The organism is Brenneria sp. L4-2C (assembly GCF_040240335.1).
Lineage (GTDB): Bacteria > Pseudomonadota > Gammaproteobacteria > Enterobacterales > Enterobacteriaceae > Brenneria.
The window spans coordinates 67,439-86,954 of record NZ_JBEIAC010000013.1 but is presented as its reverse complement, the minus strand read 5'-3'; the positions used below and the strand labels follow the sequence as shown (position 1 = coordinate 86,954).

Sequence of the window (19,516 nt, the reverse complement as noted above, 5' to 3'; positions counted from 1 at the left end):
ATCTCAATTCTGCGTCGTCGCCAGATAAGAAAACGCGCTCAGCAAACTGATCAGCTCCGCCATGGTTTGCGCGGTATAACCGACGGTAATGGCGTCCAGCCGCTCGATGCCGGGCAGCAGACAGAACAGATCCGCCAGCACGGGTTTCGCCACCATCAGTTCAAGACGATAGGGCGCCTGGATGCGCGAGACCACGCTGTCATGCGCGTTCTGCACCGCTTTCATGGCGGACTGTCGAATCAGTTGGCGGGCGGAGACCGGGCTGAGCGATTCAGCCGCATTCTGCGAGATGGCGCGTTTTACGCAGGCATAGCCGGCGGCGGGATAATAGCGGGCGATCCACTGTTGCAGCGTATCGTCGCCGCTGACCAGCCAGAGCGGCGTGTTCTGTTCCGCGCCGGCGGCGGCGTAGATATCGCTTTCGCCCATGATTTCACCGTTAATCCGCACCCGATAAAAGGCCCGGCCGTTGATGGTGTGCGCCAGTACGCCGAACTCGCCGGCGGCGCTATGGTAGCCGATAAACATCAGGCCGTCATACTGCTGCTGCTCCAGACCTTCCACCATGGACAAGCCGCGCGGCTTACCCTGCACCAGCCGCGCGCGGGGATCGATATTTTCCGCCCGCAGATTCACCATGGCGGCATGGCTGTCGGCGACCACGACCTCGCTGGCGCCGCCGGCGAAGGCGCCGTCGATGGCGGCATTCACTTCCTGCTCCATCAGCCCGCGGGCGAGTTGATATTCCGCTGTGCCGGGGCTGCATTGTTCCGGGCGCATGACCCCGGCAATCCCCTCAATATCTGCCGAAATGAAAATTTTCATGACCAATTCCTTAATCAGATAGCGTTGCCGCCAGACGATCCAGCACCTGAGGCAGCGTCGGACGGTGGTGTCCGCGAAAGCCGGTGACGGCGTCCGCATTTAATAGCGCGTCCAGCACCGCGTGTTCGGTGGCGTCGGCGGCGGCGCTCAGCAGCGGTTCGAGCTGGCTGTCCGCCGGCGGTTGCGGTTGTCGGCAAGTGGAGAACGCCACGGCGATATCACCGGAACCGTGGCCCCAGTAACTACCCAGACGGCCCAGCCCCGCGCCGGCGCGTTTGGCGATACGGCCAAGCTGACGGGCATCCAGCGGCGCATCCGTCGCCATAATAATGATGATCGAACCCGCATCGTTTTGCGGCGCCAGCTCAGGCAACAGCGGCGCAATGGCTGCGCCGATCTGTACGCCGTCAAGCGTCAGCGCGGAGAGCGCGCCGAAATTCGCCAACACCAGCACGCCCAGCGTGGCGTGCAATTCGGGGATAAGGCGCGAAGCGGTGCCGATACCGCCTTTCAAACCGAAGCAGCTCATGCCGCGACCCGCGCCGACGCTGCCGCGGGCAAAGGCGTCGTCGGCGTCTTCCAGCGCCTCGCGCGCCATCTGTTCGGTCACGGCCAGCGCCTGAATATCATTCAGCCAACCGTCGTTACATTCCAGCACCAGCGGGTTAACGGTGGGAAGGGTGCGGCCCAACTCGGGATTATGCACGATCGCCTCGCGGGCCAGCGCGGTGAATAACGTGCCGACGGACAGCGTATTGCCGAGCAGAATGGGCGTCTGCAACAGGCCGAGTTCTTCAATCTGTATCAGCCCGACAGGTTTGGCGAAGCCGTTTAATACCGCGGCGCCGCAGGGCAGGGGATGGGTAAACAGATTACCGTCGGCGGGCCGTATCGCCGTGACGCCGGTCTGGATTTCGCCTTTCGCCAGCGTGTAGTGTCCAACGCGTACGCCGGCGACATCGCTGATGCTGTTGCGCGGCCCGCCGGCGGAACGCGGCGCGCCAAGCTGCCTCTGTTCTTGCCAGCGGCGCAACAGCAGCGCGATCTGTTCCTGTCGATAGGATGACATGTGGATTCCTTAGCTTTTCAGTTTGGGATCGAGCGTATCGCGCAGCGCATCGCCCAGCAGGTTGAAAGCCAATACGGTGAAAAAGATGGCCAGACCGGGGAAGACGCTGACGTGCCACAGGCCGGCCATCATCAGGCTGCGGCTCATGGCCAGAATATTGCCCCACTCCGGTACGTCCGGTTCCGGGCCAAGACCGATAAAGCTGAGGCTGGCGGCCGTCAGAATGCTGGTGCCGATGCGCATGGTGAAATAGACAATCACGCTGGGCAGCGTACCCGGCAGAATATGACGCATCAGCACGATACGGTTTGGCGCGCCGGCGCAGCGCACCGCCTCGACGTAGGCCGCCTGCTTCAGGGTCAGCGTGGAGGCGCGCACAATACGGGCGAAGACCGGCACGCTGAAAATGGCGACGGCGATAATAACATTATTCAATCCCGGCCCGAGGATCGCCACCACGGCGATCGCCAGCAACATGCCGGGAAAGGCGAACAGCACATCGGAGCCGCGCATGATCAGCATATCGATCCAACGGCCGTAATATCCGGCCAGCAGACCCAATACAATACCCGCCAGCATACCCAGCGTGACGGAGAAAGTGCCGATATACAACGAGATACGCGCGCCATAGATAATACGGCTCATCACGTCGCGCCCCAGGTCGTCGGTTCCCATCCAGTGAGCGGCCGAGGGCGGCGCGGAGAGCGCCATCCAGTCCGGTTCCATCGGATCCCAGGGCGCGAGCCAGGGCGCGAATACCGCCACCAGCACCAGCAATAAAATAAATCCGCCGGAAATCAGCGCCATCGGATTATGGATAAACACCTGGATGAAATCGCGCCAGGGCGAGCGAATGGTGTTTTCGCCAAGGGTCGCAGCCGCTACGGCGGGCTCGGAAGGAAGGTTCATCTTATCTCCTAACGTAAGCGAATCGCCGGATTGACCACCGCATACAGCAGGTCCACCAACAGGTTAATAACAATGAATTCAAAAACAAACAGCATGACCAGCGCCTGAATCACCGGCTGATCCTGCGTTTTTATCGATTCGATCAGCAGCCAGCCCAATCCCGGCCAGCTGAATACGCTTTCCACCACGATGGAACCGCCGAGCAGGAAGCCGAACTGCAACCCCAGCATGGTGATCACCGGAATCAGCGCGTTGCGCATCACATGTTTCCAGGTAATCAGCCGGTTACGCAGCCCTTTGGAGCGGGCGGTACGCACATAATCTTCCTGCGCGACTTCCAGAAAAGCGGAACGGGTAAAGCGCGCCATCACCGCCGCCACCGAGGCGCCCAGCGTGAGCGCGGGCAGAATCAGGTCGCTGGGCTGATTAAAGCCGCTGACGGAGAAGATGCCGAACGGCATGGCGACAAACTGGATCAACAGCAAACCCAGCCAGAACGGCGGCATGGAGATGCCGCCGATGGCGACGCTCATTAATGTCCAATCCTGCCATTTTCCCCGCTTGAGCGCGGAAACGACGCCCACCAACAGGCCCAGCACCACCGACCAGGCAAAACCGGCCAGCGCCAGCCACATGGTGGGCATAAAACTTTTACCGATGACCTCGGTAACGGGTTGCTGGGTGCGATAGGTCACGCCCAGCTCGCCTTTGAACAAACCGCCAAGCCAGTTGATGTACTGCTGCGGCAGCGGATCGTTCAGTCCCAGAATCCGGCGCGCGGATTCCACGGCCTCGATAGAGGCATCCGCGCCGGCGTAGATGCGTGCCGGATCGCCCGGCAGCAGTTTGATAAAACCGAACACTAACAGGGAGACCACCAGCAGAACCGGGATCATTTCCAGCAAACGTCGGACGATATAGGCAAACATGGTGTTCTCCCCGCTTCCCGCTGTATTACTTGAATTCCGCCTGATTGAAGACCAGCGAACCATCCGCCAGGATATAAACGCCGTTCAGATTTTTCGTTTTACCCACCAGATTGTCCGGCGCGCCGAGGAAGGCGACGGCCGCATCCTGCCAAATCAGTTTCTGCGCTTCGGCATAGGCGGCGGCGCGTTTGGCCGGATCGGCGGTTTGCAGGCCGGCCATAATGGCCTTATCTACCGCCGGGTTGCTGTAGTAAGAGACGTTATAGGCGGTCGGCACCCAGGATTCGGTGGCGAACAGCGGACGCAACGCCCAGTCGGCATCGCCGGTGGAGGTTGACCAGGCGCCGTAGTAGAGATCATATTCCGCCTGTTTCGGGTCCTGCACGCCCCACAGCTTGGCGTTGCGCGCGCCGGAGTCCATCGGCGTGACAGTGGCGCGGATGCCGACCTGGGCCAGCTGCTGTTTGAAGAACTGCGCGCTGCGGATGTAGTCCGTGCGGTTGGTGGTCCACAGTTTCAGATCGAGCCCGTTGCCGTAGCCGGCTTCTTTCAGCAGCGCCCTGGCTTTTTCCGGGTTGTAGCTGTAGTCCGGCGAAGTTTGTTTCTGGTAGAACTGAACGTTAGGCGGCATGGCCGAGGTGGCCGGCACGCCCATGCCGGCGAATCCGACTTTCAGCCACATATCGCGGTTGATGGCGTAGTTGATCGCCTGACGGACGCGCAAATCCTGTAGCGGCTTGTGCTGCGCGTTGATCGACATGTAGTAGAGGTAAATGCCTTCATCGCGCTGTACCGCCAGTTTGGCGTCGTTTTGCACCGCGTTCAGCAGATCGGACGGCAGCGGGTAGATGGCGTCGACCTGACCGGATTTCAGCGACGCGACGCGGGTGGAGTCTTCCGGCGTCGGGAAGAAGGTGATGCTGTCGACTTTCGGCCAGCCTTGCTGCCAATAGTGGTCATTTTTCACCAGCTTCACGTCTTTGCCCTGCTGCCACGCAGCAAATTTGAACGGGCCGGTTCCCACCGGGTTGAGACGCAACTGGGCTTCGTCGGGATATTTTTTCAATGCTTGCGGGCTGTGCATCACCGCAGACGGGTGGGCCAGGGTATTCACAAAGGCGCCGAACGACTGGTTAAGATCGATTTTCACCTGGGTCGGGGAAACGACGGTAACCGTTTTTATCATTTTAAACAGGCTGTTGCGTTTCAGCCCTTTGGTCTGATCGGCGAGTCGGTCGAGGTTGGCTTTAACGGCGTCGGCGTTGAAGGGCGCGCCGTCCTGGAAGGTGATGCCCTCGTGCAGCGTAATGACGAATTCCGTGGCGTCTTCATTGCTGGTGTAGCCGGTGGCCAGTTTGGGAACCAGTTTCATTTTATTATCAAACTGGAACAGGCGCTCAAAGATGCCGCTTTGCACCGAGTAGCTCAGCGTATCGGAAGTATCGTGCGGATCCAGTCCGGTAATGTCGGCGTAGATGGAAATGCGAAGGTCCTGTGCCTGGGCAACGGCTGCCAGACACAATGAGAGCCCGAGGGCGACGGCGGTACGGCGAACGAATAGCTTCATGGTGTCTCCTGGTTAGCGATAAAAATGCAATAAACAACGTCAACTCATGGGTTGGGCATCGGGACCGCTGTCCGCCACCCAATGATGCGGCGCGACCTGTCGATAGCGCGTTTTGGCGACGCTCTCGCCGGCTTTACGCAGCGGAGAGGGGATTTCACTGTCGTCGAACTGGCGCGTGCCGCGCCGGGCGGGATCGGCGACAGGCACGGACGCCAGCAAACGGCGAGTGTAGGGATGCTGCGGCGAGTTGAATACCGACTGGCGCGGGCCGATTTCCACAATCTGCCCGAGGTACATCACCGCCACCCGGTTGGCGATACGCTCGACCACCGCCATATCGTGCGAGATGAAAATCCACGATACGCCGGTATTTTTTTGCAGATCCATCATCAGGTTGACCACCTGCGCCTGAATGGACACATCCAGCGCGGACACGGCTTCATCGGCGATAATGACCTGCGGTTTCAGCGCCATGGCGCGGGCTATCGCGATGCGCTGACGCTGACCGCCGGAAAATTCATGGGGATAACGCCGGGCGTGTTCCGGCAGCAGGCCCACGCTTTTCAATAGCGCCTGCACCTGCGGCGTGGCTTCTTCCAGCGATTTCACCAGTCCGTGCAGCAGCAACGGCTCGGCGATGGTGAAGCCGACGGTAAGACGCGGGTTCAGCGAGGCATAGGGATCCTGAAATACCATCTGCATTTCCCGGCGCAGCGGCTGGAACTCGCTGTCTTTCATCAGGGAAATTTCTTTCCCCTGAAAGTAAATACTTTCGGCCTCGCTCTGAACCAGACGCAGCAATGCGCGGCCGGTGGTGGATTTGCCGCAGCCGCTTTCGCCCACAATGGCCAGGGTTTCGCCCGGCCAAACGTTGAAATCAATCTGCTCTACGGCATGCACATTGTGGGTGATGGAAGAAAATATCCCGCCGCGCACCGGGTAGTAGACGCGCAGGCCGCGGATATCCAGCAACGGATCGTCGTCGTAACGGGCCGTGATTTGATCGTCGTCATCGCTGCCGGACTGCTGACCGAGCAGCGGGAAGCGTTTCGGCCAGGCGCTTTCGCGCATGTCGCCCAGTTTGGGTACGGCGGCCAGCAGAGACTGGGTATAAGGATGTTGAGGCCGGGCGAAAATCTGCTCGACCTCGCCTTGTTCCACCACTTCGCCCCGATACATCACCACCACGCGATCGGCGATTTCCGCCACCACGCCCATATCGTGCGTGATAAACAGCACCGCCATATCGCTTTGCTGTTGCAGATCGCGCAGGATTTGCAGAATACGCGCCTGCACGGTGACATCCAGCGCGGTGGTGGGTTCATCGGCGATCAGCAACTGCGGGTCGCAGGCCAGCGCCTGCGCGATCATCACGCGCTGGCGCATACCGCCGGAAAGCGAGTGGGGATAGCTTTTCATCACCCGATCGACATCGGCGATGCGGACCTTACGCAACAGCTCGCGCGCTTTTTTATCCGCACTGGCCCGATCGCAAATCCGGTGGTCGCAGAGCGCTTCCGTCAACTGATCGCCGACTTTTAGCACCGGATTCAGCGAGGTCATCGGTTCCTGAAATATCATCGCCATTTCGCTGCCGCGTAGCTGACGGCGCTGTTCGGCTTTCATGTTTAACAGGTTATGACGCCGACCGTCGCGGGCGGTGAAATTGATGCCGCCGCGTTCGATGCTGGCGGCCTCGGCCAGCAGCCCCATCACGGTTAACGAGGTGACGGATTTGCCTGAACCGCTTTCCCCCACTACCGCCACCACTTCCCCTTTATTCAGAGTGAATGAGATGCCTTTCAGCGCCAGATGCTTGCCGGAACGTCCGCTGAAGCTGACGCTCAGATCGTCGATTTCCAGCACCGGTCTGGGGGTTGTACCGGGTGCAGGGGCGGTTACCGCACCAGTTTGCATGATATCCGTCATTGTCACTCCGGTTGGTTGGGTCATAGCCAGATACGACCGAGTTTATAGGTTAGGTAGGGCGAGCTGTCCGCCGCCAGCCAGATAGGGCCGTCGAGATCGACATATTCCGCCGCGTTGACGATCGGCAGGGCGGCTTCCATCGCCATGGATGAACCCAGCATGCAGCCCACCATCACCTGCAAGCCGTAAAGTTTCGCTTCTTCCACCATCGCCAGCGCTTCGCTGATGCCGCCGCACTTATCCAGCTTGATGTTTATCATGTCGTAACGGCTGCGCAGCCCGGCGATATCGCCGCTGTGGTGACAACTTTCATCCGCGCAAATCGGTATGGGGTGGGAAAAACGCAGCAAATCATCATCTTTGCCGGCGGGCAGCGGTTGTTCCACCATGGCTACCTGATAGCGGGTCAGCGCATTGAACAGGCTGCCGAGATCCAGACCGCTCCAGGCCTCGTTGGCGTCGATAATCAGCCTGACGTCGGGCGCCGCCTGGCGAATGGCCGCGACTTTCTCCAGGATCAGGTCGCGGTCCAGTTTGATTTTCAGCAACAAGGCGCCGCGGGAAGCCGCATCCGCGGCGGCGGCGGCCATGTTTTCCTGACTATCGAGGGACAGGGTTTCCGCGGTGATGACGGATTTGGGCGGCTGAATAGCGAGACATTGCCATAGGGTCTGTTTTTTCAGCGCCGCCTTGAGCCGCCATAACGCGCAGTTCAGCGCATTGCGGGCGGCGCCGGGCGGCAGGTATGTTTGCAGTTGTTCGAGACTGAGTCCGCTTTCCACCGCTTCAACAACGCTATTTAGCTGCCGACAAACGCTCTCCACCGATTCGCCGTAGTGGGGCGTCGGCGTACATTCGCCCTGCCCGATGAATCCCTGTTCTTCCAGCGTCACCCGCACGACCGAAACGGCGTGACGCGTGCCGCGCGAAATGGTGAACGCTCGTGCTAACGGCAGATTTACCGCTTCGATTTGCATATGGCGCATTGTTAACCTTGCTCCGTGTGCTGTTCAATATTGATACCGACGGACGGGCGTTCGAAAACGCGTATCAGACGGAAGTGAAACAGGCCGCCTGCCGGTATTTTTCCGCCTCGTTGCCGAAGCGCGTCGACATCGCGCTTATCTCTGCGAAGGGAAGGACCTGAGAAGAATATTTCATGCGCAATTCGTACTGACGAATACTTGTTCATGGGTAGGGTATAACCTCAGGTTATACCCCGACGGCGTATGACTTTTTGTTATTGCCGCGAGGCAAGGTAGGCATTGCAGCGTGAAGTCCGTATAATGCGCGCCAGTTAACTTTTCACCCGCCGGAGATGTTCCATGCGCCCTACAGGCCGAAATGCACAGCAAGTGCGCCCCCTGAAATTAACCCGCCATTACACCAAACATGCCGAAGGGTCTGTTCTGGTTGAGTTCGGCGACACCAAGGTTCTATGTAACGCCACGGTTGAAGACGGTGTGCCGCGCTTTCTCAAAGGACAGGGTCAGGGATGGGTGACCGCCGAATACGGCATGTTGCCGCGCGCCACGCATAGCCGTAACGCCCGCGAGGCAGCGAAGGGCAAACAAGGCGGACGGACGATGGAAATTCAGCGGCTGATTGCGCGTTCGCTGCGTGCCGCCATCGATCTGAAAGTGTTGGGCGAATACACCATCACGCTGGATTGCGATGTGTTGCAGGCGGATGGCGGCACCCGTACCGCGTCGATTACCGGCGCCTGCGTAGCGCTTGCCGACGCGCTGAATACCATGGTGGCCAACGGCAAGCTGAAAAAGAATCCGCTGAAGGGCATGGTGGCGGCGGTATCGGTTGGTATCGTCAACGGTGAACCGGTCTGCGATCTGGAGTATGTTGAAGACTCCGCGGCGGAAACCGACATGAATGTGGTGATGACCGAAGATGGCCGCATGATTGAAGTGCAGGGTACGGCGGAAGGCGAACCCTTTACTCATGAGGAGTTATTGTCTTTGCTGGCGCTGGCGCGCGGGGGGATAGAACATATCATTCAGGCGCAGAAAGCTGCGTTGGCTGATTAATTTTTTGATAGCGACCACCAGGTCGCTTTTTTACGGTCTGTCGTTTATGGCGTTGACCGGCGCGAGCAATAAATCCATAACCGCATGATATGAGGAGATGCAGTAATGAAAGCCTATCAGCGCCAGTTTATTGAGTTTGCGCTCAGCAAACAGGTATTGAAGTTCGGCGAATTTACGCTGAAATCCGGACGCATCAGTCCCTATTTCTTTAATGCCGGCTTGTTTAATACCGGGCGGGATTTGGCGTTGCTGGGGCGTTTTTATGCCGAGGCGCTGGTGGATTCGGCCATCGAGTTTGATTTGCTGTTCGGGCCGGCTTACAAGGGCATCCCTATCGCCACCACCACGGCGGTGGCGCTGGCCGAACATCATGAGCGCGATCTGCCTTACTGCTTTAACCGTAAAGAAGCCAAAGATCACGGCGAAGGCGGCAATCTGGTGGGTAGTCCGCTGCAAGGCCGGGTGATGCTGGTCGATGATGTGATTACCGCGGGGACGGCGATCCGCGAATCGATGGAGATTATCGCCGCCAACCGCGCCCGGCTGGCCGGGGTAATGATTGCGCTGGATCGTCAGGAACGCGGGCGCGCCGATATTTCCGCGATCCAGGAAGTCGAGCGCGACTACCAGTGCAAAGTGATTTCCATCATTACGCTGCGGGATCTCATCGCCTATCTGGCGGAAAAACCTGAAATGGCGACGCATCTCGCCGCCGTTGAAGCCTACCGCGATCGCTACGGCGTGTGATCGGCTCTGAAAGGCAGGTTGCAATATTTCTCATCCTGCCCGTTATGCCTGCGTCCCTCCCTCGTTATTCCCGCCTGCGCGGGAATAACGAGGAATACGCTCTGACTTGTGGCGTTAGTGCAACTGAGCGGCCAGCAGCGGCCAGCGGGTATCAAATTCCTGGGTGGGGCGATAGCGAAATTCAGAACGAATAAAGCGTGAGAGCATCCCTTCGCAGAACGCCAGTAACTGGCTGGCCAGCAGCGTTTCGTCATGCTGAAAACCTTTGCCGTCACGTAGCTTTTGTTCACGTAATACCTGTCGCAGCTGTGATTCGATGCGTTCAAAGAGCTGATTGATGCGGCCCTGCAAACGATCCTGTTCAAACATCAAGGCGTGGCCGGTCAGAATGCGGGTCAAACCCGGATTGCGTTCGGCAAACCCCAGGATCAGCAATAAAATCAGTCGCAGACGAGTGAAGGTCTCTTTTTCATCTTGCAGAATCAGGTTGATGCGGGTCGTCAGGCTATCCTCAATAAACTCGATCAGGCTGTCAAACATCCGCGTTTTGCTGGGAAAATGCCGATAAAGCGCCGCTTCGGATACCCCAACGTTCGCGGCCAGCTTGGCCGTGGTAATGCGCTGGCTGCCGTCGCTGGACTCCAGCATTTGCGCCAGCGCCTGCAAAATTTCCTCGCGACGATTCCTTTTCGTATTTCCTTGTTCTGCCATGTATGAAAATACCCTTGCTAAAAATTTGACGGACAAACACCCGCTAGCGCCACAGTCACGCTGCGTGCTGTGGCTTATATGAATTTTTATCCTGCCGGACGGCAGGCGAAGACGCGTCAGCTACGGCCCGAATGGCCGAAGCCGCCTTCCCCGCGTTCGCTGCTGACGAAATCGTCGACCAGATTAAATTCAACCTGAACGACCGGAACGATAACCATCTGGGCGAGGCGTTCGCCGGGTTCAATGGTGAAGGTCTGTTGACCGCGGTTCCAGACGGAAACCATGAGTTGCCCCTGATAGTCGGAGTCGATCAGCCCGACCAGGTTACCCAACACCACGCCGTGTTTGTGACCCAGGCCGGAACGGGGCAGAATCATCGCCGCCAGATTGGGATCGGCGATATGAATCGCCAGTCCTGTGGGGATCAGAACGGTTTCCCCGGCTTTCAGTTCCACGGCCTGATCCAGACAGGCCCGCAAATCCAGCCCGGCGGAGCCAGGCGTGGCATAGGTGGGTAACGGGAATTGTTGACCGATTCGCGGGTCAACAATCTTAACGTCGATTTTTTTCATCATAACGGCTGACAATCTCGTCGATTAAGTTTTGGCCAAGAAGACGTTTGTCGCATTGCGGCAACAGCTTGTCTCCGGTGGGCCAGAAAAGATGTAATGCATTGGTTTCACTGTTAAAACCATGCCCGGAAAGGGATACGTCGTTAGCGCAGATCAAATCCAGATTCTTACGCGCCAGCTTTTGGCGGGCGTATTCTTCCACATTCTGGGTTTCGGCGGCAAACCCGACGACATAAGGCCGATTTTCACCCATGGCGGCGACATCAGCGATAATATCCGGATTTTTTATCATGGCGACAGTGATTTCATCACCCTGCTTTTTGATTTTTTCGTTCGCGACCTGTTTGGGCCGGTAGTCCGCAACGGCCGCGCAGCCGATGACAATGTGCTGTCGCGCGGCTTCCGCCATCACCGCCTGCCGCATATCCAGCGCGCTGCCGACATCGATGCGCCTGACGTTAGCCGGGGTAGCCAGGGTCACCGGTCCGGCGACCAGCGTTACGTTGGCCCCTCTGTCGGCGGCGGCCTGGGCAATGGCAAATCCCATTTTCCCCGAGCTGTGGTTGCTGATGAAACGCACCGGATCCATCGCCTCTCGCGTCGGACCGGCGGTGATCAGAATATTCAGATGTTGCAGGTCGCAGACCGCAGTGAAATAGCGCCGGGCCAGTTCGACAATCGCCTGCGGGTCAATCATTCTGCCGGGGCCGACATCGCCGCAGGCCTGGCTGCCGCTGTCCGGACCCCAGATAGGCAAACCGCGCGCGGCGAGCGTTCGCAGGTTGTCCTGCGTCGGCGCGGCGCGGTACATCTGCTGGTTCATGGCGGGAACAACGGCGATGGGCGCGGGCGTCGCCAGGCAGAGCGTGGTCAGCAGGTCATTCGCCATACCGGCGGCCAGACGCGCGATCAGGTCGGCCGTCGCCGGCGCCAGAATAACCAAATCGGCCCATTTCCCCAGCTCGATATGACCCATCGAGGCTTCCGCCGCCGGGTCGAACAGATCGTCCGCCACCGGGTGACCGGAGACCGCCTGCATCGTCAACGGTGTGATAAAGGCCTGCGCGGCCTGCGTCATGACGACGCGTACCTCCGCGCCATAATCGCGCAGACGCCTTACCAGTTCCGGACATTTGTACGCCGCGATGCCGCCGCTGATACCGAGCAAAATTCGTTTGCCGGCAAGACCTTGGTCAGAAGAGAGCCCATTCGGGCTGGAAAGTGCCGTCATCATCATGGTCCGATTAAACCTTAAAGAAGGCGCTATTTTACCATAACCTTGGCTCATGAGATGAATCTTAACGGTGTCGCCGCTTTTCCCGACAAAAATTGCGCACCGATTCGCAGCCTGCGATCGTCGGCATCGTCCCGTGAGGTCGGCCGTGCCATGATGTCGCTCTGCCGGAAAGGAGGTTCGATGGACTGGGGAGATAAGCAGGCGCCGCGCGAAAAATTGGTCAATTTAGGGGCCAACGCGTTGACGGATACCGAGCTGCTGGCGATTTTTTTACGTACCGGGATTTCCGGCATGGACGTCATGCAGTTGGCGGACAGCCTGTTGACGCAGTTTGGTTCGCTGCATCAATTGATGTTCGCCAGCCAGTCCGAGTTTGATCGGGTGAAGGGCATCGGTATTTCAAAATATACGCAGTTAAAAGCGGTGGTGGAGTTGTCGCGCCGGCTGTTTTCATCCCGTCTGGCGAAAGAAGATGCGATGCTGAGCCCTGAAATAACCGGGCAATACCTGCAATTATTGCTGGCTCGCCAGGAGCGGGAGGTCTTTTTAGTCATGTTTCTGGATAATCAGCATCGGGTTATTCGTCATCAGGAGATGTTTGCTGGTACTATTAACTGCGTAGAAGTACACCCACGGGAAATTGTGCGTGAAGCGTTGAAAGCCAATGCCGCCGCATTGATTCTGGCGCACAATCATCCATCGGGGAAAGCGGAACCGAGTCAGGCCGACCGTGCGATAACCGAACAAATCATTAAAGCTTGCCTGCTATTAGAGATTCGTGTGCTTGATCATCTGGTCATTGGACACGGCGAGTATGTCTCTTTTGCCGAGCGCGGATGGATTTAACCGATATTTCCGCGATCCAAAGAGATCTTTAGCTGTTCGGGACTTGAGCACTTACGCTTCAGAGCGTATACTACGCCACCTTTGAGAATCTTGGGTTTGGCGTTAAGAGCCTATCTCAGCAGGTTTATCCTGATGACGGAGTCTTTTCAGTGAAGTTGCTGAGATGGGCTCTAGAGCCTGACGAGGCGGCCAAATCCTATACGAAGCTCGAGCTGATTTTGATTTTTGGAGAATAGACATGTCCCGAGTCTGCCAAGTTACTGGCAAGCGCCCGGTGAGCGGTAACAACCGTTCCCATGCACTGAACGCGACTAAACGCCGTTTTCTGCCGAACCTGCACTCACACCGTTTTTGGGTTGAGGGTGAAAAGCGCTTTGTTACGCTGCGCGTATCCGCTAAAGGTATGCGTGTTATCGATAAAAAGGGTATTGAGACGGTTCTGGCCGATCTGCGTGCCCGCGGTGAAAAGTATTAAGGAATTGAATCATGGCTAAGGGTGTTCGCGAGAAGATCAAGCTGGTTTCTTCTGCTGGTACTGGTCACTTTTATACCACTACGAAGAACAAGCGTACTAAGCCGGAAAAACTGGAACTGAAGAAATTCGATCCGGTTGTCCGTCAGCACGTAATCTACAAAGAAGCTAAAATTAAATAATTTTGGCGGATTGCTAAAAACCCTGCTTCGGCAGGGTTTTTTTATGGCCGTCATTCCGGCCCGACGCGTAGTTTCCCTGACGTGCCGCGCTTTCCGGCGTCTGTTTTCGCCAGCCGCTGGCCTCAGGCCGTCGTAAAGCTTATGATTATGCGGCCGATTATGCGGTTAGCCGGATAAACCGGTCTCGGGTAAACAGCGATGCGAATAGCGGCTATATCAGGCGTAACTGCAACAACAGCACGGGCGGAAATAGTCTTTCTGGCAGCGGCTTAACTCATCTGTCGGATTTTTCAGGAGATAACACATGCCGGAATTGCCGGAGGTTGAAACCAGTCGTCGGGGGATTTCGCCTTATCTTGTTGGTCATACCATTCTCTATGCTGAAGTGCGTAACGCCCGTTTGCGCTGGCCGGTCGCCGGCGAGATTTTATCCCTCAGCGATCAGACGGTGCTGGGCGTTCATCGCCGCGCCAAATATCTGCTGATCGAATTGGCCGCCGGATGGATTATCGTCCATCTGGGCATGTCCGGCAGCCTGCGGATCCTGCCTGAATACATTGAGCCGGGTAAACACGATCACGTTGATCTTGTCATGGATAGCGGCAAGGTGCTGCGTTATACCGATCCCCGCCGCTTCGGCGCCTGGCTATGGGCCAACAGTCTGCAAGAAAGCGCGGTGCTGGCGCATTTAGGGCCGGAGCCGCTGAGCGAGGATTTTTCCGGCGCCTATCTGTATCAGAAGTCACGCGGTAAAAAGACGCTGGTCAAACCCTGGATTATGGATAACAAGGTGGTGGTGGGCGTAGGGAACATCTATGCCAGCGAGTCGCTGTTTACGGCCGGCATCAGGCCGGACAGAGCCGCCGGGTCGTTGAGTGAAGCGGAAGCTGATCGGCTGGTGGAAACGATTAAACAGGTGCTGCTGCGTTCTATCGAGCAGGGCGGGACAACGTTGCGTGATTTTCTGCAATCAGATGGCAAACCCGGCTATTTTGCTCAGGAACTTCAGGTCTACGGGCGGACGGGGGAGCGTTGTCGGGTGTGCGGAACGCCGATAGAAACGGCGAAACACGGACAGCGCAGCACCTTTTTTTGTCGTCGTTGTCAGAGATAAGCGACGAATAATTGGTCGTTGCGATCGTATTAAGTCATGAAAACATCTATTGGCTAATCGTTTTTGTAAGGTTTTATTTTTTTATAAGATATAAAGAGCAGAGTAAAGGACAGGGTAGATGGGCAGTGATTATTCTTGTTTGACAAGGCATCCGCTTGACAAACAACATATCAAATTAACTTATGTAACACATTTTTATTGTAATCAAAATAATATGGATTCAGTAACCAGCTTACTGAGGAAATATGAGCAACTTCCTGAAGATATTCGTACCGCGGTTGAATTTGTTATTGTTGATGATGGTTCGCCGATTGAATATGAAGTCGGTGAATTTGATTTAAACATCACCTGGCTGAGGATAAAGGAAGATATAAGATGGAATCAGGCGGGGGCGCGGAATTTAGGCGTCACCTATGCAAAATCCGATAAGTTTTTCGTAACGGATTTAGATCATGAATTACCGGAAGAGACATTCAGGTACTTGATTAAATTAAAAAATCCTGGGCGAAAATTTTATAAAATCTATCGGAAAAGTAGAGAGGACGGAATTGTCCGCAGAGGAAAAGTCTATAATACCGGCGAGCGCTATTATGGACATCCGAATACGTTCTTTATGTCGCGCGCCAGATTTATGCGCTTTTTTGGCTATGATGAAGAGTTTGCCGGTAACTACGGCTCGGAAGATTTTCGGTTCGTGAAATATCAAAAGTATCATGGGTCTCAGCAGCAGTATTTACCGAAAAGGATATGCTGCTTTGAGCGCAATGTGGATAGAGATGGAAGTTACCATTCATTACAGCGGGATTTAGCCGATAATACACCGATTGATCTAAGAAAAAAAGAGGAATGTGAACTATTTGGTGATGAATATGGACAAAGTCGAATATTCCTTAATTTCACCTGGGAAATAAAATACCGTCATAACAAACGGCCCGTCACGCTCCCGCCATTCAATAAATGCTGGAAATCACTTTGGTGGTTCAGATATTTATTTGAGCCTCTTTCACGATAATAAATCGTCAGGGGCAAAATGATTCGTTCTGCCCCATTTGAACATCTGTGTTATTGGCGATCGGGTATCGCGGTGAAGCAGGGCGGCGCTACGGCAGCCTGGCGCGTAGGGCTTTCTCGATGGGAGCCGGCAGAAAATGGGTAACATCCCCGCCGTGCTTCGCCACTTCCTTAACCAGAGATGATGAGATAAAAGACCATTCTTCTGACGGCATCAGGAATACGCTTTCCAATGTCGGCATCAGATGATGGTTCATTTTAGCCAGTTGCAGCTCGTACTCGAAATCAGCAACCGCACGCAATCCGCGCACCAAAATATTGGCATTTTGGTTTTGTGCGAAATGCGCCATCAGTTCGCTGAAACCGATCACTTCCACGTTTGGCAAGTGTTGAGTAACCTCTTTTGCCAGCGCCACGCGTTCATCCAGCGTAAATAACGTATTTTTGCTCTGACTGGCGGCAATCGCCAGCACCAGATGGTCGAACATGTGCGATGCGCGGGTCAGCAGATCGAGGTGACCGTTGGTCAGCGGATCGAAAGTGCCGGGATAAATCGCTTTAGTCGTCATGGCGTTCCTCTGCATCTGTGCGCAAAACCACGGTTAATCATTGAGCCCGAGGCGGCAGATAAGGTTCAAGCAATGAGAGCAACTTCTGCAACGCCCCCTGATTCTGGTGCAATACCTCTACGGCATGTCGGCCATAATAGCGACGATAGTCTTCATCGGCGAGCAGATTGCCCACTTCTTTGGTCAGCGATGCGGTATCGGTAACCGTAATCAGCCCGTCTGCCTGCTCAAGTTTGTTGCAGATATCTTTAAAGTTAAACGTGTGCGGCCCCATCAGTACGGGAATGGCGTGAGCGGCGGCTTCAAGCGGGTTATGTCCGCCACGTTCCACCAGGCTGCCGCCGACGAACGCCAAATCGGCGATGCCATATAACAGCATGAGTTCGCCCATGGTGTCGCCGACAATCACCTGAGTGTCGGCGGACGGCGGCTCCCCGCTGCTGCGCAAAATATAGTTGAAGCCCAGCGCTTGCGTCAGCGCTTGCGTAGTAGGAAAGCGTTCCGGGTGCCGGGGAACCAGAATCAGCAATAGATCGGGAAAGTTAGCCAGCAGCTGACGATGGGCCGCTAACACAATCGCTTCCTCGCCTTCGTGAGTGCTGGTCGCGATCCACACCGGACGGTGCGGCGCCCACTGACGCCGTAGCGTCACCGCGCGCGCCGCCAGCTCCGGGGTCACGGAAATATCAAACTTGAGACTGCCGGTGACCGCCAGACTTGCGCGTTTCAGGCCGAGATCGATAAATCGTTGGCCGTCTTCCTGATTTTGCGCGGCGACCAGCGTAATACGTTGCAGCATATGGCGGGTCAAACGCCCTATTTTTTTATAACCGGCGGCTGAACGCGCCGACAGACGGGCATTGGCTATCACCAGGGGGATTTTGCGGCGGTGTAATTCTGCAATCAGGTTCGGCCACAGCTCGGTCTCCATGATGATGACGACTTTAGGTCGCACCTGATTGAAGAAGCGCTTCAGGGCGCAGGGCAGATCATAGGGCAGATAGACATGATAAACCGAGTCGCCGAAGGCCGAGCGCACGCGTTCGGAACCGGTGGGCGTCATGGTGGTGACGGTGATCGGCAGGTTAGGATAACGGTGGCGCAATGCTCTGACCAACGGAATGGCCGCCAGCGTTTCCCCCACGGAAACGGAGTGCAGCATAATGCCGTCGGGTTTGACTTTCTCCGCGCAGAAACCGTAGCGCTCGCTCCAGCGTCTGCGGTAGGCGGGCGCCTTGCGGCCGCGCAGCCACAGTCGGATCCAAATCAATGGCTGGATTAGGTATAAAAGAACGGTGTAGAGGGTTTGTAGCATGCGTTTTACTATAGTTGGTTATCGCTGATGGCGATTTTATCGGGTTAAGCAGGAGAAGGCTATTTGTAAAACAGAGGACCGGTGTTTCTCGCGCTGATAGCGGGGATTCGGTGTCTTAAAGTGCGCCGGTCAGGCTGACGCGGCTTGAGCGACTGGCTAGGCGGCGTTTGGAGCATAGCGGCGTCAGTGATTAAATATATCTGATGCTGGCGCATACAACCGCAATGCTATTTCGAATGTAGCCAGGTTCATTACGGCTCGCCGATATCCGTTTAGCGAATGCCCGGCGATGCGCCGTACGCCAGCGAGTCCGCGCCGATTTCGGCGATGGACCTGGCGCCGGTCAACGTCATCGCCACGCGCATCTCTTTTTCGATCAGGTTCAGCAGGTTAACCACGCCCGCTTCGCCCGCGGCCGCCAGCGCATAGACAAAGGCGCGTCCCAGCAGCACGCCGTCCGCGCCCAGCGCAATCATGCGCACCACGTCCAGGCCGGTGCGAATGCCGGAATCCGCCAGAATGGCGATGTCGCCTTTCACCGCGTCGGCGATCGCCGGCAAGGCGCGCGCCGTCGACAGCACGCCGTCGAGCTGGCGGCCGCCATGGTTGGAGACCACAATGCCATCCGCGCCAAATCTCACCGCTTCTCTGGCGTCCTCCGGGTCGAGAATGCCTTTGATGATCATCGGGCCGGTCCAGAATTCACGGATCCACGCCAAATCTCGCCACGAAATGGAGGGATCGAAGTTCGCCCCCAGCCAGCCGATATAATCTTCCAGCGTCGTCGGTTTACCGCGATAGGCGGAGACGTTGCCGAGATCGTGCGGTTTGCCGTTCAGGCCGACGTCCCACGCCCACAGCGGATGCGTTGCCGCCTGCCATAAACGGCGAGCCGCCGCATTCGGGCCGCTCATCCCGGAATGCGCGTCGCGATAACGCGCGCCCGGCACCGGCATATCCACGGTAAAGACCAGCGTTTTCACGCCCGCCGCCTGCGCGCGCTCCAGCGCGTTGCGCATAAAACCGCGATCTTTCAATACGTAAAGCTGGAACCACATGGGGCGGTCGATGGCGGGCGCCACTTCCTCGATGGGGCAGACCGAGACGGTGGATAGGGTAAACGGAATGCCTTTTTGCGCCGCCGCGCGCGCGGCCTGCACTTCGCCGCGCCGGGCATACATGCCGGTCAGCCCCACGGGGGCCAGCGCCACCGGCATCGCCAGCTTTTCGCCGAATAACTGCGTCTCCAGACTCAGCTCGGACATGTTTTTCAGGATGCGCTGGCGCAGCGCGATATCGGCCAGATCGGCGGTATTGCGCCTGAGGGTATGCTCGTTATATGCGCCGCCGTCAATGTAGTGGAACAGAAACGGCGGCAGCCTGCGCTGCGCCGCCGCGCGGTAGTCCGTTGAAGCGGAAATGATCATCGTGGTTTCTCGTTATCTTTTTCTTGGGTTAACGAAATAGCCT

General features: G+C 56.9%; 20 protein-coding genes. 7 read left to right on the top strand and 13 right to left on the bottom strand.

The features are described 5' to 3' along the window. Nucleotides 1–3: 3 nt before the first annotated feature. From ABRZ26_RS17530 to dgcA, 7 genes are read right to left on the bottom strand one after another with little or no spacing between them, the layout of a single operon-like run. Complete coding sequence (locus ABRZ26_RS17530) at nt 4–825, bottom strand: M55 family metallopeptidase (RefSeq protein ID WP_319605441.1); 822 nt, start codon at nt 823–825, stop codon at nt 4–6. A 10-nt stretch (nt 826–835) separates the two neighbouring features. Further along, complete coding sequence (locus ABRZ26_RS17525; protein WP_319605440.1) at nt 836–1,894, bottom strand: DmpA family aminopeptidase; 1,059 nt, start codon at nt 1,892–1,894, stop codon at nt 836–838. A gap of 9 nt (nt 1,895–1,903) precedes the next feature. Then, nucleotides 1,904–2,803 (bottom strand): ABC transporter permease subunit, encoded by a 900-nt coding sequence (locus ABRZ26_RS17520; protein ID WP_319605439.1) that lies wholly within the window; start codon nt 2,801–2,803, stop codon nt 1,904–1,906. A gap of 8 nt (nt 2,804–2,811) precedes the next feature. Continuing rightward, nucleotides 2,812–3,732, bottom strand: a complete 921-nt coding sequence (locus ABRZ26_RS17515; RefSeq protein ID WP_319605438.1) for an ABC transporter permease — start codon at nt 3,730–3,732, stop codon at nt 2,812–2,814. A 25-nt stretch (nt 3,733–3,757) separates the two neighbouring features. Continuing rightward, nucleotides 3,758–5,299 carry a glutathione ABC transporter substrate-binding protein gene (locus ABRZ26_RS17510; protein ID WP_319605437.1) on the bottom strand — a complete coding sequence of 514 codons (1,542 nt, stop codon included), beginning with the start codon at nt 5,297–5,299 and terminating at the stop codon, nt 3,758–3,760. Between the two features lie 39 nt (nt 5,300–5,338). Then, entirely contained in the window at nt 5,339–7,228 is a 1,890-nt protein-coding gene (locus tag ABRZ26_RS17505; protein WP_319605436.1) for an ABC transporter ATP-binding protein, read from the bottom strand. 20 nt (nt 7,229–7,248) lie between these two features. Then, on the bottom strand, nt 7,249–8,214 hold the full coding sequence (dgcA, locus tag ABRZ26_RS17500) for an N-acetyl-D-Glu racemase DgcA (RefSeq protein ID WP_319605435.1): 966 nt from the start codon (nt 8,212–8,214) through the stop codon (nt 7,249–7,251). Nucleotides 8,215–8,553: 339 nt separating this feature from the next. Here dgcA and rph point away from each other — a divergent pair, with 339 nt between their 5' ends. Both rph and pyrE read left to right on the top strand, forming a co-directional pair. Further along, on the top strand, nt 8,554–9,270 hold the full coding sequence (gene rph / locus ABRZ26_RS17495) for a ribonuclease PH (RefSeq protein ID WP_319605434.1): 717 nt from the start codon (nt 8,554–8,556) through the stop codon (nt 9,268–9,270). A gap of 105 nt (nt 9,271–9,375) precedes the next feature. Further along, the gene (gene pyrE, locus ABRZ26_RS17490) at nt 9,376–10,017 is read left to right on the top strand and encodes an orotate phosphoribosyltransferase (protein WP_319605433.1); all 642 of its coding nucleotides are present in this window, start codon (nt 9,376–9,378) and stop codon (nt 10,015–10,017) included. Nucleotides 10,018–10,131: 114 nt separating this feature from the next. On the opposite strand, the gene slmA is transcribed toward pyrE, so the two are convergent. The 3 genes from slmA to coaBC all read right to left on the bottom strand — a co-directional run bounded on the left by slmA (nt 10,132) and on the right by coaBC (nt 12,534). Continuing rightward, a complete protein-coding gene (slmA, locus tag ABRZ26_RS17485; RefSeq protein WP_319605432.1) occupies nt 10,132–10,728 on the bottom strand; it encodes a nucleoid occlusion factor SlmA in 597 nt (198 codons plus the stop codon). A gap of 116 nt (nt 10,729–10,844) precedes the next feature. Further along, a complete protein-coding gene (gene dut / locus ABRZ26_RS17480) occupies nt 10,845–11,303 on the bottom strand; it encodes a dUTP diphosphatase (protein ID WP_319605431.1) in 459 nt (152 codons plus the stop codon). After that, complete coding sequence (gene coaBC / locus ABRZ26_RS17475; protein ID WP_413556315.1) at nt 11,281–12,534, bottom strand: bifunctional phosphopantothenoylcysteine decarboxylase/phosphopantothenate--cysteine ligase CoaBC; 1,254 nt, start codon at nt 12,532–12,534, stop codon at nt 11,281–11,283. Before coaBC ends, dut begins: the two co-directional genes overlap by 23 nt. Before the next feature lie 183 nt (nt 12,535–12,717). Between coaBC and radC the strand changes: the two genes are divergently transcribed. The 5 genes from radC (at nt 12,718) to ABRZ26_RS17450 (ending at nt 16,163) form a co-directional block, all read left to right on the top strand. Continuing rightward, nucleotides 12,718–13,383 (top strand): RadC family protein, encoded by a 666-nt coding sequence (gene radC, locus ABRZ26_RS17470; RefSeq protein WP_319605430.1) that lies wholly within the window; start codon nt 12,718–12,720, stop codon nt 13,381–13,383. 238 nt (nt 13,384–13,621) lie between these two features. Next, nucleotides 13,622–13,858, top strand: coding sequence for a 50S ribosomal protein L28 (rpmB, locus tag ABRZ26_RS17465; RefSeq protein ID WP_048637009.1), 237 nt, complete (start codon nt 13,622–13,624; stop codon nt 13,856–13,858). Between the two features lie 11 nt (nt 13,859–13,869). Next, the gene (gene rpmG, locus ABRZ26_RS17460) at nt 13,870–14,037 is read left to right on the top strand and encodes a 50S ribosomal protein L33 (RefSeq protein ID WP_004392084.1); all 168 of its coding nucleotides are present in this window, start codon (nt 13,870–13,872) and stop codon (nt 14,035–14,037) included. A gap of 304 nt (nt 14,038–14,341) precedes the next feature. Then, nucleotides 14,342–15,151 (top strand): bifunctional DNA-formamidopyrimidine glycosylase/DNA-(apurinic or apyrimidinic site) lyase, encoded by an 810-nt coding sequence (mutM, locus tag ABRZ26_RS17455; protein ID WP_319605429.1) that lies wholly within the window; start codon nt 14,342–14,344, stop codon nt 15,149–15,151. 118 nt (nt 15,152–15,269) lie between these two features. Continuing rightward, nucleotides 15,270–16,163, top strand: a complete 894-nt coding sequence (locus ABRZ26_RS17450) for a glycosyltransferase family A protein (RefSeq protein WP_319605428.1) — start codon at nt 15,270–15,272, stop codon at nt 16,161–16,163. Nucleotides 16,164–16,251: 88 nt separating this feature from the next. Here the strand turns inward: ABRZ26_RS17450 and coaD are convergent, their stop codons facing one another. The 3 genes from coaD to lldD form a co-directional block, all read right to left on the bottom strand. After that, a complete protein-coding gene (gene coaD, locus ABRZ26_RS17445; RefSeq protein ID WP_319605427.1) occupies nt 16,252–16,731 on the bottom strand; it encodes a pantetheine-phosphate adenylyltransferase in 480 nt (159 codons plus the stop codon). Between the two features lie 37 nt (nt 16,732–16,768). Then, on the bottom strand, nt 16,769–18,046 hold the full coding sequence (gene waaA, locus ABRZ26_RS17440) for a lipid IV(A) 3-deoxy-D-manno-octulosonic acid transferase (protein ID WP_319605426.1): 1,278 nt from the start codon (nt 18,044–18,046) through the stop codon (nt 16,769–16,771). Between the two features lie 272 nt (nt 18,047–18,318). Continuing rightward, nucleotides 18,319–19,473 (bottom strand): FMN-dependent L-lactate dehydrogenase LldD, encoded by a 1,155-nt coding sequence (lldD, locus tag ABRZ26_RS17435; RefSeq protein ID WP_319605425.1) that lies wholly within the window; start codon nt 19,471–19,473, stop codon nt 18,319–18,321. Nucleotides 19,474–19,516 lie beyond the last annotated feature (43 nt).

Bases quoted from the DNA above. Each gene is read 5' to 3' on its own strand.
- radC (WP_319605430.1), top strand. From the start codon at position 12,718: ATGGACTGGGGAGATAAGCAGGCGCCGCGCGAAAAATTGGTCAATTTA.
- rpmG (WP_004392084.1), top strand. From the start codon at position 13,870: ATGGCTAAGGGTGTTCGCGAGAAGATCAAGCTGGTTTCTTCTGCTGGT.
- ABRZ26_RS17505 (WP_319605436.1), bottom strand. From the start codon at position 7,228: ATGACGGATATCATGCAAACTGGTGCGGTAACCGCCCCTGCACCCGGT.
- rph (WP_319605434.1), top strand. From the start codon at position 8,554: ATGCGCCCTACAGGCCGAAATGCACAGCAAGTGCGCCCCCTGAAATTA.
- slmA (WP_319605432.1), bottom strand. From the start codon at position 10,728: ATGGCAGAACAAGGAAATACGAAAAGGAATCGTCGCGAGGAAATTTTG.
- pyrE (WP_319605433.1), top strand. From the start codon at position 9,376: ATGAAAGCCTATCAGCGCCAGTTTATTGAGTTTGCGCTCAGCAAACAG.
- ABRZ26_RS17450 (WP_319605428.1), top strand. From the start codon at position 15,270: ATGGGCAGTGATTATTCTTGTTTGACAAGGCATCCGCTTGACAAACAA.
- ABRZ26_RS17520 (WP_319605439.1), bottom strand. From the start codon at position 2,803: ATGAACCTTCCTTCCGAGCCCGCCGTAGCGGCTGCGACCCTTGGCGAA.
- ABRZ26_RS17530 (WP_319605441.1), bottom strand. From the start codon at position 825: ATGAAAATTTTCATTTCGGCAGATATTGAGGGGATTGCCGGGGTCATG.
- lldD (WP_319605425.1), bottom strand. From the start codon at position 19,473: ATGATCATTTCCGCTTCAACGGACTACCGCGCGGCGGCGCAGCGCAGG.
- coaD (WP_319605427.1), bottom strand. From the start codon at position 16,731: ATGACGACTAAAGCGATTTATCCCGGCACTTTCGATCCGCTGACCAAC.
- mutM (WP_319605429.1), top strand. From the start codon at position 14,342: ATGCCGGAATTGCCGGAGGTTGAAACCAGTCGTCGGGGGATTTCGCCT.
- rpmB (WP_048637009.1), top strand. From the start codon at position 13,622: ATGTCCCGAGTCTGCCAAGTTACTGGCAAGCGCCCGGTGAGCGGTAAC.
- ABRZ26_RS17515 (WP_319605438.1), bottom strand. From the start codon at position 3,732: ATGTTTGCCTATATCGTCCGACGTTTGCTGGAAATGATCCCGGTTCTG.
- ABRZ26_RS17510 (WP_319605437.1), bottom strand. From the start codon at position 5,299: ATGAAGCTATTCGTTCGCCGTACCGCCGTCGCCCTCGGGCTCTCATTG.
- ABRZ26_RS17525 (WP_319605440.1), bottom strand. From the start codon at position 1,894: ATGTCATCCTATCGACAGGAACAGATCGCGCTGCTGTTGCGCCGCTGG.
- waaA (WP_319605426.1), bottom strand. From the start codon at position 18,046: ATGCTACAAACCCTCTACACCGTTCTTTTATACCTAATCCAGCCATTG.
- coaBC (WP_413556315.1), bottom strand. From the start codon at position 12,534: ATGATGACGGCACTTTCCAGCCCGAATGGGCTCTCTTCTGACCAAGGT.
- dgcA (WP_319605435.1), bottom strand. From the start codon at position 8,214: ATGCGCCATATGCAAATCGAAGCGGTAAATCTGCCGTTAGCACGAGCG.
- dut (WP_319605431.1), bottom strand. From the start codon at position 11,303: ATGATGAAAAAAATCGACGTTAAGATTGTTGACCCGCGAATCGGTCAA.